The following is a 17,469-nucleotide window of genomic DNA, read 5'->3' as shown; positions in this document are numbered from 1 at the left end:
ACACGCCATGTCACTGCAATCGCTGGACATCATCCGCCGCTCGGCCACCACCACGCCCTCGCCGGAAGCGCGCGGTGCGCACACCGGCCAGGTCGCCAAGCTGATCGATGTGAGCAAATGCATCGGCTGCAAGGCCTGCCAGGTCGCCTGCATGGAATGGAACGACCTGCGCGACGAGGTCGGCAGCTGCGTTGGCAGCTATGACAACCCGCCCGACCTGAGCGACCAGTCGTGGACGGTGATGAAGTTCCGCGAGTACGAGGACGAGAAGGGCAAGCTGGAGTGGCTGATCCGCAAGGAGGGCTGCATGCACTGCAGCGACCCGGGCTGCCTGAAGGCCTGCCCGTCGCCGGGCGCGATCATCCAGTACGCCAACGGCATCGTCGACTTCCAGGAAGAGAACTGCATCGGCTGCGGCTACTGCGTGACCGGTTGCCCGTTCGACGTGCCGCGCATTTCCAAGAAGGACCACAAGGCCTACAAGTGCACGCTGTGTTCGGACCGGGTGGCGGTGGGCCAGGAACCGGCCTGCGTGAAGACCTGCCCGACCGGGGCGATCACCTTCGGCAGCAAGCAGGCGATGACCGAGCACGCGGCCGGCCGCGTGGAAGACCTGAAATCGCGCGGCTACGAGAACGCCGGCCTGTACGACCCGCAGGGCGTGGGTGGCACCCACGTGATGTACGTGCTGCAGCATGTGGACAAGCCGGAGCTGTACGCCGACCTGCCCAAGGACCCGCGGATCAGCCCGATGGTGGAAGTCTGGAAGGGCGTGGCCAAGCCGCTGGGCGTGCTGGCGATCGCCGCCACCGCCTTCGCCGGCTTCCTGCATTACATCGGCATCGGCCGCAACACGGTCAATGACGAGGAAGAAGAGGAAGCCGAACACGAGGCGAGGAAGATCGAAGAGGAGCAGCGGCCATGAAGTACGCCCCGCACCCGCGGCAGATCATCCGCTACCGCGCGCCGACCCGCATCAATCACTGGATCGTGGCGATCTGCTTCGTGCTGACGGCGCTGTCCGGGCTGGCACTGTTCCATCCCGCGCTGTTTCCGCTGACCCAGCTGTTCGGTGGCGGCCCGTGGACGCGCATCCTGCATCCGTTCATCGGGCTGGCCATGGTGGTCGGCTTTGCGCTGCTGGCGTTCCGCATGTGGCGCGACAATCTGCCGACGGCCGACGATCGCGCATGGATGCGCGGCATGCGCGATGTACTGCGCAACGAGGATGAGAGGCTGCCGCCGGTGGGCCGCTTCAATGCCGGCCAGAAGCTCCTGTTCTGGGCGATCATTGGTTGCCTGTCGGCACTGCTGCTGACCGGCTTCGTGATCTGGCGGCAATACTTCAGCCATCTCTTCCCGATCGGGCTGATCCGCTTCTCGGTGCTGGCCCATGCGTTGTTCGGTTGGGTGCTGGTGTGCGCGATCGTGGTGCACATCTATGCGGCGCTCTGGATCAAGGGCTCGGTGCGGGCGATGACCCAGGGCAAGGTGACCTATGGGTGGGCGTACAAGCACCACCGGCAGTGGTTCCGCGACATCCTGCGCGGACGTCGGGAAGAGGGGTAACGGCAGGGCCTGCGGCCCTGCACCTGCAGAGGCGCCTTCGACAGTTCCCCGGTGCTTTTGGTAGGTGTCGACCTTGGTCGACACGATGAACACGGCAACAACCGATGGGGTCAGATCCGTTTTCCTGTGGAAAACGGATCTGACCCCGACCATTTCAAATGGCCTACAGTGCGCTGGACGCCAGCGCCGACAACGGCGAGGATGGAGGCTGGTTCTTCTGGCTGGCCCTGCATGGCGCAACGCATCCTTGAACCCGGTGAGATCGAGACGCTCGCCTCGCGCGACGTGCCGCGCATCATCCTGCCTGATACCGGATCGCTGTTCGCCACACGCGCGGCGCGCCTGCGCAGCCTGGCCGCGCACAGCGCCATCGGCGGTTACCTGCAGCTGCTGGCGGCATTGGCCGACGCACAGCAGGCGCTGCTGGAGGAATTGACACCCCAGCAACGCGAGGCGCTGCAGGACCACGCGCGCGCGCAGCAGTCCAGCGCGGCCGCCAGTGCCGGCATGCCGTTGCGGCCCGCCAACACGCTTCATCTGGACGGGCGCTGGCGCGACTGGCTGCGCACGCTGTGCCGGCACTGCGCCGACGAAGCGGGGCTACCGGCGGAAACACGGCAGGAATTGCTGCGCGTCGCCGCCGCCGACGACACCTGGCTGGATGCGCAGGCCCACGCCGTGCTGGAACGCGATGACGCGCCCCCGGTCGACGCGGTCGCTGCGCTGCTGGTGATGAACGCGTTGCAGGTGTATTGGGCGGTACTGGCGGCCAGCTTCCGCCCCAGCGACCTGAAGCCGCTGGCCGATGCGCCAGGGCTGTGCCCGCTGTGCGGCACCCTGCCGGTGGCCAGCGTGGTGCAGGCCCGCCCGCCCTATGCTTCATACCGCTATATGTCGTGCTCGCTGTGCGCCTGCCAGTGGCACTACGTGCGCGTGCAGTGCAGCCAGTGTGGCGCCGCTGGCAAGGACATCGCCTATCGCGCCCTGGCTGATGCCGACGGCGATACCGGCCAGGCGGTGCGCGAGAGCGCGGTACGTGCAGAAACCTGCGACCACTGCCACAGCTACCGCAAGATCCTGTATCTGGAAAAAGATCCGTCGCTGGAACCGGTGGCTGATGACCTTGGCACGCTGGCGCTGGACCTGCTGCTGGGCGAGGAAGGCTATGCACGCGCCAGCCAGAATCCGCTGCTGTGGCAGTCCGACGGCGAGTGAGGCGATGACAGCCACGCCCCCCACCCCGGCATCGGCTTCCGCGCTGCCCTCGCTGGACCGGTTGCTGCGCCTGCCTGCCTTGGCAACACTGATCGAGGGCCACGGCCGCAGCCGCATCACCCAGTTGCTGCGCGTGCATCTGCAGGCGCTGCGTGAGCGCATCAGTGCCACGCAGCTCTCGGCCGAGCAGTTGCATCAGGCCATTGAAGGCCCGGCACTGGTCGCGGCGCTCGACGCCGCACTCATCGCCGATGCACGGCTGAACCTGCAGCCGATGTTCAACCTGACCGGCACCGTGCTGCATACCAACCTGGGTCGCGCCCTGCTGCCCGAGGCCGCGGTGCAGGCCGTCACCCGCGCGATGACCGCACCGGTTGACTTGGAATTCGACATCACCCGCGGCCGCCGCGGCGACCGCGATGCACGGGTGCAGGCGCTGGTCTGCGAGCTGACCGGTGCCGAAGCCGCCACCGTGGTCAACAACAATGCGGCGGCGGTCCTGCTGCTGCTCAACAGCCTGGCCAACCGCCGCGAAGTGGTGGTGTCGCGCGGCGAACTGGTGGAGATCGGCGGTGCCTTCCGCATTCCCGATGTGATGCGCAGTGCCGGCGCGCGGCTGCTGGAAGTGGGCACCACCAACCGCACCCACCCGGCCGACTTCGCCCATGCCATCGGCGCGCGCACCGCACTGCTGATGGAGGTGCACGCCAGCAACTACGCGATCACCGGCTTCACCGCCAAGGTCGACACCGCGGCGATGGCAGCGATCGCGCACGACCATGGCCTGCCGTTGGTGGTGGACCTGGGCAGCGGCAGCCTGTGCGACCTGGCGGCCTTCGGCCTGCCACACGAGCCGACCGTGCAGGAAACACTGGCGGCCGGTGCCGACCTGGTCTCGTTCAGTGGCGACAAGCTGCTGGGTGGGCCGCAGGCCGGCATCATCGCCGGCCGCGCCGACCTGATCGCGCGGATCAACCGCAACCCGCTCAAGCGTGCGCTGCGCATGGACAAGATGGGCCTGGCCGCGCTGGAGGCGGTACTGGCGCTGTACCGCGAGCCGGAGCTGCTGGCGCAACGGCTGCCGACACTGCGTACGCTCTCGCGCACGCAGCAGGACATGGATGCGCAGGCCCAGCGCCTGCTGCCGCCGCTGCGCTCGGCGCTGCCGACCGGCTACATGCTTGAACAGGCACGGATGCACAGCCAGATCGGCAGTGGTGCGCAGCCACAGGCGCAGCTCGGCAGTGCCGGCCTGCGCATCATCACTGCGCAACGTGGCGGCCTGGACCGCTTGGCCAAGCGCCTGCGCCAGCTGCCGCGACCGGTGCTGGGCCGCATCGGCGAGGACGCATTGTGGCTGGACCTGCGTTGCCTGGAACCGGCCGACGAAGCGGACTTCCTCGCCCAATGGAGCATGCTGCAACCATGATCGTCGGCACCGCCGGGCATATCGACCATGGCAAGACGCGCTTGGTGCGGGCACTGACCGGCATCGAAACCGATCGCCTGCAGGAAGAACGCACGCGCGGCATCTCCATTGAACTGGGCTATGCCTATGTCCCGGTGGAAAGCGCGAACGGCACAGGCCCCGCCGCGATGCTGGGTTTCGTCGATGTGCCGGGTCATGAGCGCTTCGTCCACACGATGGTGGCCGGCGCCACCGGTATCGATGTCGCCCTGCTGGTCGTCGCCGCCGACGACGGCGTGATGCCGCAGACCCGCGAGCATCTGGCGATCCTGCAGCTGCTGGGCGTGGATCGCGGCGCGGTGGCGCTGACCAAGATCGACCGCGTGGACGCCGCGCGCATCGCCCGGGTCGAGATCGAGATTGCCGCTTTGCTGGCCGGAACGCCGCTGCAGGGTTCCCCCGTGTTCGCCTGCAACAGCACGTCCCCCGATGACGCAGGCATCAACGCCCTGCGCACCCACCTGCACGCATGGGCCGCCGGCGATGCCAACGCGCGCCAGGCCGCGCTGCGCAGCGAGCTGTTCCGCATGCCGGTGGACCGCGTGTTCTCGCTGGCCGGCCACGGCACATTGGCGACCGGCGCGGTACATGGCGGTGTCGCCGCGGTGGGCGAGCATCTGCAGCTGATGCCGGCCGCCACTGAAGTGCGCATACGCAGCATCCACGCGCAGAACCAGGCCAGCGAACACGCGATGGCCGGACAGCGCTGCGCGTTGAACCTGGCCGCCATCGCCCGCGACGAGATTCATCGTGGCGACTGGATTGCCGACCCGCGCGCGCTGCTGGCCACCACCCGCGTCGATGTGCGCCTGCGCCTGTCCGCACGGGCAGCACCACTGCGCGCCTGGGCACCCCTGCACATCCACTGGGGCACGATGCACCGGCAGGCCCATGTGGTGCTGCTGGAGGACCGTGACCAAGGTGATGGGCAGTTGGTGCAGCTGGTCTTCGATGCACCGGTCTGTGCGATGTGTGGTGATCGCTTCATCGCCCGCGATTCCGCCGCGACCCACACGCTGGGCGGTGGCGTCGTGCTCGACCCGGACCCGCCACAGCGGCGCCGGCGCAGCCCGGCACGGCTCGCCTGGCTGGGCGCACTGGAGCAGCTGGCCACAGGTGCGGGAATCGGCCCGCTGTTGCAGCAGGCGCCCTTCGGCATTGCCATGGCCGCGCTGCAACGCTACTGCCGGCGCGCGGCCGACCGGATCGATCTTCCTGCAGACGCACAGCGCATCATCACCCGCGAGGACACGGTGGTCATCCTTGCCTCGCACTGGCAGGTGCTGCGCGAGCAGGTGATCACATCGCTGCATAGCTGGCATGAGCGACGCCCGGACGAACCCGGTGTCGACAGCGGGCGCCTGCAACGCAGCACCCTGCCCGCGCTTGCGACGGGGCTCTGGAATGCGCTGCTGCAGGACCTGCTCGCTGACGGCGCACTGCAGCGCGTGGGCGCCTGGTGGCGCCTGCCCGGCCATGACCATGCGCCACCGGAACGCGAGCGCCTGCTGCTGGAACGCGTGCTGCCGCAACTGCACGCCGGTGGCTTCGATCCGCCGTGGGTGCGTACTCTGGCCGCCGACTTCGGACTGACCGAAGACGATGTCCGCGCCGTCCTGCGCCGCGCCGCCGCACGTGGCGAACTGTTCCAGGTGGTGCCGGACCTGTTCTATGCACCCGCGCGCATTGCGGAACTCGCCGCGATGGTCGCGCAGCTGTCACAGGCCAGCGGCGCGGTGGATGCGGCGGCCTTCCGCGATGCCATCGGCCTGGGCCGCAAACGCAGCATCCAGATCTTGGAGTTCTTCAATCGCGTTGGCTACACTCGACGCGTCGGTGACCAGCATCGGCCGCGCGGCGACCTGCAGTGGAACGCAGCCCGCGACTGAGCCCACCGGTACCGCCGTACTTTCGGAAGGCATGCGCATCCGGGCATGTGGCTGGGCTTCAAACCCAGTAGGGGGCGTCGATCGTTCCCTGGTAGGTTCGACTCCTGCTGCCTTCCGCCATTCGTGTTTCCGCAGGAGATGTCGGCATGGCCACGCACGCGCAGTCACCCGCCCCATCCACGGCCGATGCCCCGCAACGACTGACCTCTCTCGCGCATGGCGGCGGCTGCGGCTGCAAGATCGCGCCGGGCGTGCTGAGCGAACTGCTGCGCGGCGTTCCAGCACTTCCCGCACCGGCCGAACTGCTGGTGGGCCGCGAGACCAGCGACGACGCCGCGGTGTACCGCCTCGATGACCGGCAGGCAATCGTCGCCACCACCGACTTCTTCATGCCGATCGTCGACGACCCGTTCGACTTCGGCCGCATCGCGGCCACCAACGCGCTGTCGGACCTGTATGCGATGGGCGCGCGCCCGCTGTTCGCACTGGCCATCGTCGGCATGCCGATCAACACGCTACCGCAGGACACCATCCGCGGCATCCTGCAGGGTGGCGAACGCGCCTGCGCCGATGCCGGCATCGTGGTGGCCGGTGGTCACAGCATTGACTCGGTGGAACCGATCTACGGCCTGGCCGCGATCGGCGTGCTCGACCCGCAACGGCTCAAGCGCAATGCCGATGCCCGCGCCGGCGATGTGCTGGTGCTGGGCAAGCCGTTGGGCGTGGGCGTGTACTCGTCGGCGCTGAAGAAAGAAGTGCTGGATGCAGAGGGCTACCGGCAGATGATCGCGTCGACCACCTGCCTGAACAGCGTGGGCGTGCCGCTGGCCGCGCTGGACGGCGTGCACGCGATGACCGACGTCACCGGCTTCGGCCTGCTCGGCCACCTGCTGGAAGTGTGCCGCGCCAGCGGCGTCGCTGCCGAAGTGGACAGTGCACAGGTGCCGCTGCTGCCGCAGGCGCTGGAGCTGCTGCAGCGCGGCTGCGTGACCGGCGCCTCCGCCCGCAACTGGGCCTCGTACGGCGCCGAAGTGCGCTTCGCCGAGCGCTTGGCCGGCCACTGGCAGCCACTGCTGACCGATCCGCAGACGAGTGGCGGGCTGTTGGTGTCCTGCACCCCCGAGGCAGTGAATGCGGTGCTGGCCTGCTTCCACGACGCAGGGTTCGGTCAAGCCGCCGTGGTCGGGCGATTGGGTGAAGGGGCGCCGGGCGTCAGCGTGCGCTGATGCGCTGGAACGACAAGGGCGCCCGAAGGCGCCCCTGCTGTATCGCTGGATGCAACATCATTCGATGTTCTGCACCTGCTCGCGGATCTGGTCGATCAGCACCTTCAGCTCCACCGCGGCATTGGACGTGCGGCTGTCCACCGACTTCGAGCCCAGCGTATTGGCTTCGCGGTTGAACTCCTGCAGCAGGAAGTCCAGGCGGCGGCCGACCGGCTCGCGCTGCTTGAGCACGCGGCGGATCTCGACGATATGGCTGCCGAGCCGGTCCAGCTCTTCATCCACGTCCAGCTTCTGCAGCCACAGGACCAGCTCCTGCTCCGCACGGCCCGGGTCGACAGGGTGCGGCAGGTCAGCCAGACGGGCGGCCAGCTTGGCGCGCTGGCCGTCGCGAATGGCCGGAATCAAGGTGCGCACTTCGGTGGCGATGCGTTCGATGCCGTCCACGCGTTCGCTGATGGCCGCAGCCAGCTTGCCGCCTTCGCGCTCACGCGCTTCGACGAAGCCGTCCAGCACCTGGTCCAGCAGGGCCAGCGCCTCGACCTGCAGGGCGGCGGCATCCGTTGCCTCGCCGCGGGTCACGCCCGGCAACTGCAGCAGATCGGTGAAGCTGACCTGCAGGTTCGGGAAATCGGAGGTCAGGCGGTGGGCCAGGCGGCCCAGCTGGCCCAGCAGGGCCTCGTCCACCTGCAGGTTGGCAGCCGCCTCCGGCGCGCGCAGGCGCATCACCAGATCCAGCTTGCCGCGGCTCAGGCGCGCGGCGATACGCTCGCGCAGCTGCGGTTCGAGCGCCCGCAGTTCCTCGGGCAGGCGGGTGCCGACCTCCAGGAAGCGGTGGTTGACCGAGCGCAGCTCGCAGCCCAGCGTGCCCCACGGGGTGACCCGCTCGCCGCCGGCATAGGCGGTCATGCTTCGAATCATGGAATGTGTCCGGTGCGTGCAAAGGGGGAATGGTACCCTAGCGCCCTCACCAGAGCCCCCTTGCCCGCCCCGTGAAGGCCGCGGGCGTGGCGGCGTACTCCCTCGCCATTACGGAACCCGCACCATGTCCGACTCCCGCCCCAGCGGCCGCCAGCCCGACCAGCTCCGCCCGGTCGTCATCCAACGCGGCTTCACCCGCCACGCCGAAGGTTCGGTGCTGGTGTGCTTCGGTGAAACCCGCGTGCTGTGCACCGCCAGCGTCGAGAACCGCGTGCCGGGCTTCCTGCGCGGCAAGGGCGAAGGCTGGGTCACCGCCGAGTACGGCATGCTGCCGCGCGCCACCCATACCCGCAGCGACCGCGAAGCGGCCCGTGGCAAGCAGGGCGGTCGCACGCTGGAGATCCAGCGCCTGATCGGCCGCAGCCTGCGTGCCTGCGTGGACCGCAATGCGCTGGGCGAACGCACCATCACCCTCGACTGCGACGTGCTGCAGGCCGACGGTGGCACCCGCACCGCCGCCATCACCGGCGCCTATGTGGCCCTGGTCGATGCGGTGAACGTGCTGATGAAGCGTGGCGACATCAAGCGCAACCCGGTCCTGGGCGCAGTTGCAGCAGTGTCGGTGGGCGTGTACCGCGGCACCCCGGTGCTGGACCTGGACTACGCCGAAGACAGCGACTGCGACACTGACATGAACGTGGTGATGAACGACGGTGGCGGCTTCATCGAGCTGCAGGGCACCGCCGAAGGCCACGCCTTCCGTCGCGATGAACTGGACGCGCTGCTGGGCCTGGCCGAGAAGGGCGTGGCCGAGCTGCTGGCCGCGCAGCAGGCGGCGCTGTCGGCATGAACCGGCGCATCGCCCTGACCACCCTGGTGGTGGCCGACTATGACGAAGCCATTGCCTGGTACACCGGCAAGCTCGGCTTCGCATTGCTCGAAGACATCGACCAGGGGCACAAGCGCTGGGTGGTGGTCGGCCCGACCGACGGCAGCGCCGCCGCCCTGCTGCTGGCCCGTGCCAGCGACGAGGAACAGCGCAGCCGCATCGGCAACCAGACCGGTGGCCGCGTTGCCTTCTTCCTCAACACCGACGACTTCCACCGCGACCACGCGGCGATGCTGGCCGCCGGCGTCGAGTTCCTGGAAGCACCGCGCGAAGAACCCTATGCAACGGTCGCGGTATTCCGCGACCTGTATGGCAACACCTGGGACCTGTTGGAGCCCCGTCAATGAAGAAACTGGTACTGGCCAGCCACAATGCCGGCAAGCTGGTGGAGATGCAGGAGATCCTCGCCGACCTGCCGCTGCAGATCACCTCGGCCGCCGAGCTGGGCCTGGGCGACGTGGAAGAGACCGGCCTGACCTTCGTCGAGAACGCGCTGCTGAAGGCACGCGCCGCCTGCGAAGCGACCGGCCTGCCGGCGCTGGCCGATGATTCCGGCCTGATCGTCGATGCCCTGGGTGGTGCACCGGGCCTGTACAGCGCGCGCTATGCCGGCCACCCGACCAACGCCGCTGCCAACAACGCCAAGCTGCTGGACGCGATGGCCGGTGTTCCCGATGGTCAGCGCAGTGCCCGCTTCTATGCGGTGATCGTGCTGCTGCGCCACGCCACCGACCCGCAGCCGCTGATCTGCGAAGGCCGCTGGGAAGGGCAGATCATCCGTGAGCTGCGTGGCACGAATGGTTTCGGCTACAACCCGGTGTTCCTGGACACCACCCACGGCCTGACCGCCGCGGAAATGGAGCCGGCGTTGAAGAACGCCATCAGCCACCGTGCCGTTGCCCTGCAGCAGCTCAAGCAACAGCTGGCGACGCTGTACTGACGCCCGACCTGATCGAACCAGGGAAGCCGGCCAACGGCCGGCACTACCGATGAAGCCCATGCCGCACGCCCACGACCACTGCAACCACCTGCCCGGCGAAGCCTGCTCCGCTGACCACGACAGCGCACCGCGGCTGGTGCCGCCACCGCTGTCGCTGTACGTGCACCTGCCGTGGTGCGTGCGCAAATGCCCGTACTGCGATTTCAATTCGCACCAGGCCAAGGGCGAGTTGCCGTTCGAGGCCTACATCGATGCACTGCTGCGCGACCTGGACCAGGACCTGCCGCTGGTCTGGGGCCGGGTGGTGCACAGCGTGTTCTTCGGTGGCGGCACGCCCAGCCTGTTCCCGCCGGAAGCGATCGACCGCTTCCTGCAGCAGGCCAGCGCGCGCCTGCGCTTTGCCCCCAACGCCGAAATCACCCTGGAAACCAACCCGGGCACCGCCGAGCATGGCCGTTTCGACCGCTACCGCGCGGCCGGCGTGAACCGCCTGAGCTTCGGCATCCAGAGTTTCGACGACGCCATGCTCAAGCGCCTGGGCCGCATCCACGACAGTGGCGAAGCCGAGCGCGCGGTGAAGATGGCGCAGGATGCGGGCTACGACAATTTCAACATCGACCTGATGTATGCGCTGCCGGAACAGACCCTGGCCGGCGCCGAGGCCGACCTGGAGCGTGCATTTGCACTGCAACCGGCGCACATCTCGCACTACCAGCTGACCCTGGAACCGAACACGGTGTTCTTCGCGCGGCCGCCGCAGGGCATTCCCGATGAAGACAACGCCTGGGACATGCAGGAACACTGCCAGGCATTGCTGGCACAGGCTGGTTTCGGCCAGTACGAGGTCAGCGCCTATGCGCGCCCCGGCCGGCAAAGCGCGCACAACCTGAACTACTGGCGTTTCGGCGATTACCTGGGCATCGGTGCCGGTGCGCACGGCAAGATCAGCTCGGGCGCCGAAGAACACGTGCTGCGCCGCTGGAAGCTGAAGCATCCGCAGGCCTACCTGGACAGCGCTGGCACGCCGGCCTCTTTCGGGGGTGACGATGTGATCGCAGCCGAGCGCCTGCCGTTCGAGTACATGCTCAACCTGCTGCGCCTGCACGAAGGGTTCGGCCTTCGCGATTTCGAGTCGCGCACCGGGCTGCCGCGCGGCGTGCTGGACGCTCCGTTGGCCGAGGCCGTCCAGCGCGGCTGGCTGGAGGTGGCGGGGGGTCATGTGCAGCCGACCGAGCTGGGCCGCCGGTTCACCAACGATGTGGTGAGCCTGTTCCTGGAGGAATAAGCCTTCCGCCATACCGGGTAGTGCCGGCCGCTGGCCGGCACTCTGGTAAAGACAGCGCTGCCGGCCAGCGGCAGGCACTACCGTTCATCCGTCGGCCCTGCCCGATGAACGTGAGACACGTTCAGCCTAAAGTAGCGCCGACTGCGGCCGACACGGTAGATTCACAGGATCGATCCGCGGGAATCCGGGTACCGCTCGCCGATGTCAGCTGTCTTTTCCATCACCTCTGCCGACAAAGCACGCCTGGCCGCCAGCGACCTGCCATCGCGGGTGCGTGAACTGCTGGGTGCGTTGATCGGCCTGTGCCGGCAAACGCTGGCCGCGCCCCTGATCCTGACCGTCGAAGCGCTGGAGCAGACGCTGCTGCACGACGCCGACCGTGCACGCAATCCGATGCAGCAGGCGGACCTGATGGCCCAGCGTGGCCAGCTGCACGCCTTCGCCGGCCATTTCGCCGACCGCATGCTCGATGCCGTGGCCGAAGCGCTGGCGGGCCTGCGCGAGCCGCCCACCGCCGCTGCGGCCCCTGCTTCGCCGCCGCCGCTACCGGGCACGCTCGGCCTGTCGCTGGTCGATGAGCACGAGGTGGATCGCGACCTGCTGCTGACCGAAATGATCCGGCGCGAGACCCTGCGTTCAACCAATACGTTGAACCTGCTGGGACAGCGCCTGGGCGTGCTCGCGGCGGCGCCGGCGTTCGAGGCCGACACCCTGCCACTGGCACCGCAGGCCCTGTGCGCGATGGTGCGCCGGATCGCCGAACAGGACGCCCTTGGCGTGGAGGTGCAGCTTGCGCTGTACCGCAGCTTCGAGCGGCAGGTGCTGGAACGCCTGGGCGATGTGCTGGACCGCGCCAATGCGCTGCTGGCCCAGCATGGCGTGCTGCCGGGCCTGGTCTACACCCCGTACCTGGCACGCTCGTCGAGCACCCGGCGGATCATCACCCAGTCGGTGGGCGGCGGCCGCACGACCCAGCCTGCCAAGCGTTCCGCCGCGCCGTTGACCGGCTGGAACGGCTCCGCTCCGGCCGGTTCCTGGTCGAACCTGGTGCAGGACGCATTCAACGACGCGGGTACGCCGGGCGCAGCCACCGCTGGCGTGACCACGTCCACCGGCAGTGCGCTGCATGAATTGCTGCAGCAGGCCCGCCATGCCACTGCCCCTCCTGCGGACACCGCCGCCGTGCCCAGTGCGGCCGTCGATGCGGTCCTCGCGCGGCTGCAAGCCCAGTCCAGCGCGGCCACCGGCGTCGCCGACCTGCAGGCCGCGGTGGTCGCCCAGCTGCGCAGCGAGCACGGCGCGCAGGCCCAGCTGGGCAGCCACGACCGCGACAACCTCGACCTGCTGCGCCTGCTGATGCAGCAGGTGCAGCAACAGCAGCGCCCCGACCCGGTGCCGGCCGCCCTGCTGGCGCGCCTGCAGGTACCACTGGCGCGTGCGGCGATGGCCGACCCCGGCTTCTTCGTGCGCGATGAACACCCTGCACGCGAACTGCTCAACCAGATTGCCGAAGTCGGCGCCAACTGGCTGGGCGACGATGACGTGGATCCCCAGCTGCTGCAGCGCATGGCGCAGAGCGTGCAGGGTCTGCTCGGCCAGGATGCACGCTCGCCCGAGGCCTTCGCCACCGCCAACGAAGACGTACAGCAGCATCAGCGCGCGGCGGCCCATCGCGCCGAACTGGCCGAGCGCCGCCACGTCGAGGCCGCGCGTGGCAAGGAACGGCTGGAACTGGCGCGTCGCCAGGCCAATGCGCAGATCGACCAGTGCTGCGACACACAGGCGCCGCCGCGCTTCGTGCAGACCCTGCTGCGCCAGGCCTGGGCCGATGCACTCACCCTCACCCGCCTGCGCCATGGCGAAGATTCGCCGCAGTGGCAGGAACGCCTGCTACAGACCGAGCGCATCGCCGCGGTGACCGCGCAGGCCGTCGATGCCAACGGTGGCACCGATGCAGTGCTGGCCAACGAGGTGGAATCGGCGCTCGTGCAGGTCGGCTATCACGCCGAGGAAGCCGCCGCCGTTGCGCGCCGCCTGGCCACGCCAGGAGGCGAGGATGAAAGCACCTCGCGCACCGAGCTCAGTGCACGCCTGAAGGCACGTGCACGACTGGGCGAACATGCTGCCAGCGGCAGCGCCGACGCCCCGCGCACGCCGCGCAGCAGCGCCGAAGAGGCGGCCTACCAGCAGCTCGTGACCCTGCCCTTTGGCAGCTGGTTCGACATCGACAACGGTGACGGCACCCTGCGCCGCCAGCGCCTGTCCTGGTACAGCCTGCTGACCGGTCACGCCCTGTTCGTCAATCCGCGCGGGCAGAAGATCGCCGATACCGACCTTGATACGCTGGCCCGGCAGCTCAGCGCCGGACGTGCGCAGCTGGTCACCGAAGACAAGGGGCGGCTGGTCGATCGCGCATGGCAGGCCAGCCTCGGTGCGCTGCGTGCGCTGGCCGGTGGCCATTACAAGGAGGCGTCCGTTTGAACGTGCAACCGCCGCAGGACACCCGCCGCGCGCCGCGTCGCCAGGTCTCGGACCTGGTACCGGTCACCGACCAGATGCGCGAATGCGTGGTGGGCCGGCTCGGCAATGTCTCCGAGACTGGCATGTTGATGCTGGCCAGCACCCCGCTGCGCGAGGACGCGCTGTACCAGTTCCGCTTCCCGTTGCCGATCGGTGACGGCCGCCACGAGGCCATTGACGTGGGCGTGCACCTGCTGTGGAGCGAGCCGGCGCATGTGCCCGGCCAGAGCTGGACCGGTTTCCGCTTCCTCACCCTGTCACGCGAACATCGGCAGCTGCTGCGCCAGTGGATAGGCGAAGACAGCGACGAGGCACCGGTTTCGACGGCCTGAGTGCCGGTTCCAGCACAGCGGTTTTTCCCGGTATGCGGCAGAATCTAGGGCCGTTTTCCGTGTCGAGCCACCGCAATGATCCAGCAAGACCCCGGCGCCCTGTACCCCGACCACCTGGCCGTGCTGTGCCGACGTGCCGAACAGGCGTTGGCCCGCGGCGGCTTCGACCATCTGGTCGTGCCCAGCGGCACCCTGCACTACCAGGTGTTCGACGATCGCGACTACCCGTACGCGGTCAATCCGCAGTTCAAGGCCTGGCTGCCGCTGACCCGGGTGCCCAACAGCTGGATCGTGTTCACCCCGGGCAAGCGCCCGGCGGTGATCTTCCACCAGCCCTTCGATTACTGGCACGTGGTACCGGACGCACCGAGTGGCTGGTGGGTGGAGCACTTCGACATCCACATCATCCGCAAGCCCGAAGAGGCGCTGGCCCTGCTGCCGGCCGACCCGTCGCGCTGCGCGATCCTCGGCGAGCCGCAGAGCGCGCTGGGCAGGTACGTGCCGAACAACCCGGCACCGGTGGTGAACTACCTGGAATGGCACCGCGGCAGCAAGACGCCGTATGAGATCGCGCTGATGCGCCAGGCGCAGGTGCTGGGCGTGCGCGGCCACCGCGCCGCCGAAGCCGCGTTCCGCAACGGCGCCGACGAATTCAGCATCCACATGGCGTACTGCCAGGCAGTGGGCCAGGATGCCAACGAGCTGCCCTACGGCAACATCGTGGCGCTCAATGAACATGCCGCCGTGCTGCATTACACCGAGCTGGGCCGCAAGGCGCCGCAGCCGCTGCGCAGCTTCCTGATCGATGCAGGCGCCAGCGCGCACGGCTACGCCAGCGACATCACCCGTACCTACGCCGCGCAGGGCCACGACGAATTCGCTGCGATGATTGCTGCCGTCGACGCCGCCCAGCAGCAGATGTGCGCAGCGGTGCGCCCGGGCTTCGACTACAGGCAGCTGCACGTGGACGCACATCTTTCGCTGATGGGCGTGCTGAAGGACTTCGGCGTGATCAAGGTCTCGCCGCAGACCGCGCTGGAGACCGGCGTCAGCGCCGCGTTCTTCCCGCATGGCATCGGCCACCTGATCGGCCTGCAGGTGCACGACGTGGCCGGTTTCGCGGCCAGCGACGAGGGCGGCCGCATCGAGCGCCCGGCGGGCCACCCGTACCTGCGCCTGACCCGTGTACTGGAACCGGGCATGGTGGTGACCATTGAACCGGGCCTGTACTTCATCGACATGCTGTTGAACGAAGTGAAGGATGCCGGCCATGGTGATGCGATCAACTGGGACCGCGTGGATTTCTTCCGTCCGTATGGTGGCATCCGCATTGAAGACGAAGTGCTGTGCACTGAGGGCGAGGCGGACAACCTGACGCGGCCGGCGTTTGCGGCGGCCAACGGCTGAGCCCCTCGTGGTTGGGCGCTGATATCAAAGGCCGCGCTTGGCCGGGCGGGGTGGGTTTGCAGGACACGCCGTAAACCCATCCATGGGGGCTCGATGGCGCCATCCATGGCGCCAACGGTCCTGCACCCCCCCCCGCCCGTCCTTTGACAGTTTCCTGCTGCGTCCAACCACGGAAAAAGAAGAAAGAAAAGCAGAAGCGGGTCGCTCGCTGCGCTCGCTCCGTGTCGACCAAGGTCGACACCTACCAACAGCCGCGCGTGCCAATAACCGCGGTTGCCAACAGCCGCGTGAACCTGTCGAAGGCGGGGTACTGTGGGTTTGCGGGGTGTGAGCGGCATGGATGCCGCGACCAAGCCCCCATGGATGGGTTCACGGCGTCCCCGCACACCCACAGTGCCCCGCCATCCCACGGAATGCGCGCTGTTGCTGTTGCTGTTGCTGTTGCCTCTGCGGGTGCAGGGCTGCAAGCCCTGCAGAACACCCCTTACCCCGCCATCACCGCTTCAATCTCGTCGGCGCTGCGCGCCAGGCCTTCGGTCAGCACGCGATGACCGTCGTCGGTGATCAGCACATCATCCTCGGTACGGATGCCGATGCCGCGCCAGCGCGGTTCCACCGTCGTATCGTCCACGCCGATGTACAGCCCCGGCTCGATGGTGAATGCCATGCCCGGCTCCAGCAGCCGCGAATCGCCCGCCAGGCGGTAATCGCCCACATCGTGCACGTCCAGCCCGATCCAGTGCCCGGTTTTGTGCCGGTAGAAACGCTGGTACAGGCCTTCGGACAGGTTCTTTTCCAGCGTCCCCTTCAGCAGGCCCAGCCGCAGCAGGCCCTCGGTCAGGGTCTGCACCGCGGCCAGGTGACCGGCCTCGTACGGCACGCCCGGCCTGGCCTGGGCCAGCGCGGCGGCCTGTGCATCGCCGACCAGGTCGTGCAGTGCACGCTGCTCGGCGCTGAAGCGGCCATTCACCGGGAACGTGCGGGTGATGTCGCTGGCGTAGCCACGGTACTCGGCACCGGCGTCGATCAGCACCAGCTCGCCGTCGCGCGAACGCGCGTTGTTGTCCCGGTAATGCAGGATGCAACCGTTGCGGCCCGCACCGACGATGCTGCAATACGCCGGCACTGCATCGCTGGCGCGGAACACGCGTTCCAGCTCGGCCTGCAGCTCGTATTCGTGGATGCCGGCCCTGGCAGCCTTCATCGCCGCCAGATGCGCACGCACGCTGATCTGGGCGGCGTGGTGCATCAATGCAACTTCCGCACCGGACTTGAACAGGCGCTGCTCGTGCAGCAGATGGCCCAGTTCAAGGAATTCATGCGGCGGCTGCGCGCCGTGGCGCACCTGCGAACGCACGCGGTTGACCCAGCCGATCAGCTTCAGGTCGAAATCGGCGTCGCGACCGAAGTGGTAGTAGACGCGCGAACGGCCTTCCAACAGGCCCGGCAGGATGTCGTCCAGATCATCGATCGGGTACGCATCGTCCATGCCGTACTGCGCCACCGCGCCTTCCTGGCCGGCACGGCTGCCGTCCCAGGCTTCGCGCTCGGCATCACGTTCGCGGCAGAACAGGATGGCCTCGCCGTGGCGCCGGCCCGGGATCAGCACCAATACCGCCTCCGGCTCCGGGAAACCGCTCAGGTACTGGAAGTCCGAGTCCTGGCGGAACGGGTAATGGGTATCGAGGCTGCGCACCTTCTCGGCCGCGGCCGGCAGCACCAGGATCGCGTCCTCGCCGGCCATGTCCATCAGCTGGCGGCGCCGACGCTTGTATTCGCCGGCCGCGATGCCGGTGCGCTGCTTGATGTCC

At 68.3% G+C, this 17,469-nt stretch carries 15 protein-coding genes and 1 tRNA gene; 14 read left to right on the top strand and 2 right to left on the bottom strand.

What is annotated here, in order from left to right; genetic code table 11:
• Window positions 1-7: 7 nt before the first annotated feature.
• The 7 genes from fdxH (at window position 8) to selD (ending at window position 7,367) form a co-directional block, all read left to right on the top strand.
• Complete coding sequence (gene fdxH / locus AC5P98_RS09650) at window positions 8-925, top strand: formate dehydrogenase subunit beta (RefSeq protein ID WP_049408035.1); 918 nt, start codon at window positions 8-10, stop codon at window positions 923-925.
• Window positions 922-1,569: a formate dehydrogenase subunit gamma gene (locus AC5P98_RS09645; protein WP_049408037.1), complete on the top strand. Its 648-nt coding sequence runs from the start codon at window positions 922-924 to the stop codon at window positions 1,567-1,569. The genes fdxH and AC5P98_RS09645 overlap by 4 nt, the downstream gene beginning before the upstream one ends.
• A gap of 231 nt (window positions 1,570-1,800) precedes the next feature.
• A complete protein-coding gene (fdhE, locus tag AC5P98_RS09640; protein WP_049408039.1) occupies window positions 1,801-2,784 on the top strand; it encodes a formate dehydrogenase accessory protein FdhE in 984 nt (327 codons plus the stop codon).
• A 4-nt stretch (window positions 2,785-2,788) separates the two neighbouring features.
• Complete coding sequence (gene selA, locus AC5P98_RS09635) at window positions 2,789-4,213, top strand: L-seryl-tRNA(Sec) selenium transferase (RefSeq protein WP_049408041.1); 1,425 nt, start codon at window positions 2,789-2,791, stop codon at window positions 4,211-4,213.
• Window positions 4,210-6,141 carry a selenocysteine-specific translation elongation factor gene (selB, locus tag AC5P98_RS09630; protein WP_049408043.1) on the top strand — a complete coding sequence of 644 codons (1,932 nt, stop codon included), beginning with the start codon at window positions 4,210-4,212 and terminating at the stop codon, window positions 6,139-6,141. The genes selA and selB overlap by 4 nt, the downstream gene beginning before the upstream one ends.
• Before the next feature lie 24 nt (window positions 6,142-6,165).
• Window positions 6,166-6,261, top strand: a tRNA-Sec gene (locus AC5P98_RS09625).
• 26 nt (window positions 6,262-6,287) lie between these two features.
• Complete coding sequence (selD, locus tag AC5P98_RS09620; RefSeq protein WP_049408045.1) at window positions 6,288-7,367, top strand: selenide, water dikinase SelD; 1,080 nt, start codon at window positions 6,288-6,290, stop codon at window positions 7,365-7,367.
• A 57-nt stretch (window positions 7,368-7,424) separates the two neighbouring features.
• On the opposite strand, the gene AC5P98_RS09615 is transcribed toward selD, so the two are convergent.
• Window positions 7,425-8,285: a YicC/YloC family endoribonuclease gene (locus AC5P98_RS09615; protein WP_005410888.1), complete on the bottom strand. Its 861-nt coding sequence runs from the start codon at window positions 8,283-8,285 to the stop codon at window positions 7,425-7,427.
• Between the two features lie 124 nt (window positions 8,286-8,409).
• Between AC5P98_RS09615 and rph the strand changes: the two genes are divergently transcribed.
• The 7 genes from rph (at window position 8,410) to pepQ (ending at window position 15,658) form a co-directional block, all read left to right on the top strand.
• Window positions 8,410-9,135, top strand: coding sequence for a ribonuclease PH (rph, locus tag AC5P98_RS09610; protein WP_014648280.1), 726 nt, complete (start codon window positions 8,410-8,412; stop codon window positions 9,133-9,135).
• On the top strand, window positions 9,132-9,521 hold the full coding sequence (locus AC5P98_RS09605; protein WP_032956062.1) for a VOC family protein: 390 nt from the start codon (window positions 9,132-9,134) through the stop codon (window positions 9,519-9,521). The genes rph and AC5P98_RS09605 overlap by 4 nt, the downstream gene beginning before the upstream one ends.
• A complete protein-coding gene (gene rdgB / locus AC5P98_RS09600; protein ID WP_032956061.1) occupies window positions 9,518-10,114 on the top strand; it encodes an RdgB/HAM1 family non-canonical purine NTP pyrophosphatase in 597 nt (198 codons plus the stop codon). The genes AC5P98_RS09605 and rdgB overlap by 4 nt, the downstream gene beginning before the upstream one ends.
• A gap of 58 nt (window positions 10,115-10,172) precedes the next feature.
• Window positions 10,173-11,399: a radical SAM family heme chaperone HemW gene (hemW, locus tag AC5P98_RS09595; protein ID WP_049408050.1), complete on the top strand. Its 1,227-nt coding sequence runs from the start codon at window positions 10,173-10,175 to the stop codon at window positions 11,397-11,399.
• Window positions 11,400-11,600: 201 nt separating this feature from the next.
• Window positions 11,601-13,880: a DUF1631 family protein gene (locus AC5P98_RS09590; protein ID WP_049408048.1), complete on the top strand. Its 2,280-nt coding sequence runs from the start codon at window positions 11,601-11,603 to the stop codon at window positions 13,878-13,880.
• Window positions 13,877-14,251, top strand: coding sequence for a PilZ domain-containing protein (locus AC5P98_RS09585; RefSeq protein ID WP_014648285.1), 375 nt, complete (start codon window positions 13,877-13,879; stop codon window positions 14,249-14,251). The genes AC5P98_RS09590 and AC5P98_RS09585 overlap by 4 nt, the downstream gene beginning before the upstream one ends.
• 75 nt (window positions 14,252-14,326) lie before the next feature.
• Complete coding sequence (gene pepQ / locus AC5P98_RS09580) at window positions 14,327-15,658, top strand: Xaa-Pro dipeptidase (protein ID WP_046432334.1); 1,332 nt, start codon at window positions 14,327-14,329, stop codon at window positions 15,656-15,658.
• Between the two features lie 484 nt (window positions 15,659-16,142).
• On the opposite strand, the gene AC5P98_RS09575 is transcribed toward pepQ, so the two are convergent.
• A complete protein-coding gene (locus AC5P98_RS09575; RefSeq protein ID WP_087786593.1) occupies window positions 16,143-17,465 on the bottom strand; it encodes an aminopeptidase P N-terminal domain-containing protein in 1,323 nt (440 codons plus the stop codon).
• Window positions 17,466-17,469: the final 4 nt, after the last annotated feature.

The sequence above is a fragment of the Stenotrophomonas sp. YJH_SMC_135 genome, from assembly GCF_059372355.1.
Note: the sequence above shows the minus strand (reverse complement) of the source record. Positions and strands in the feature narration are given on the sequence as shown.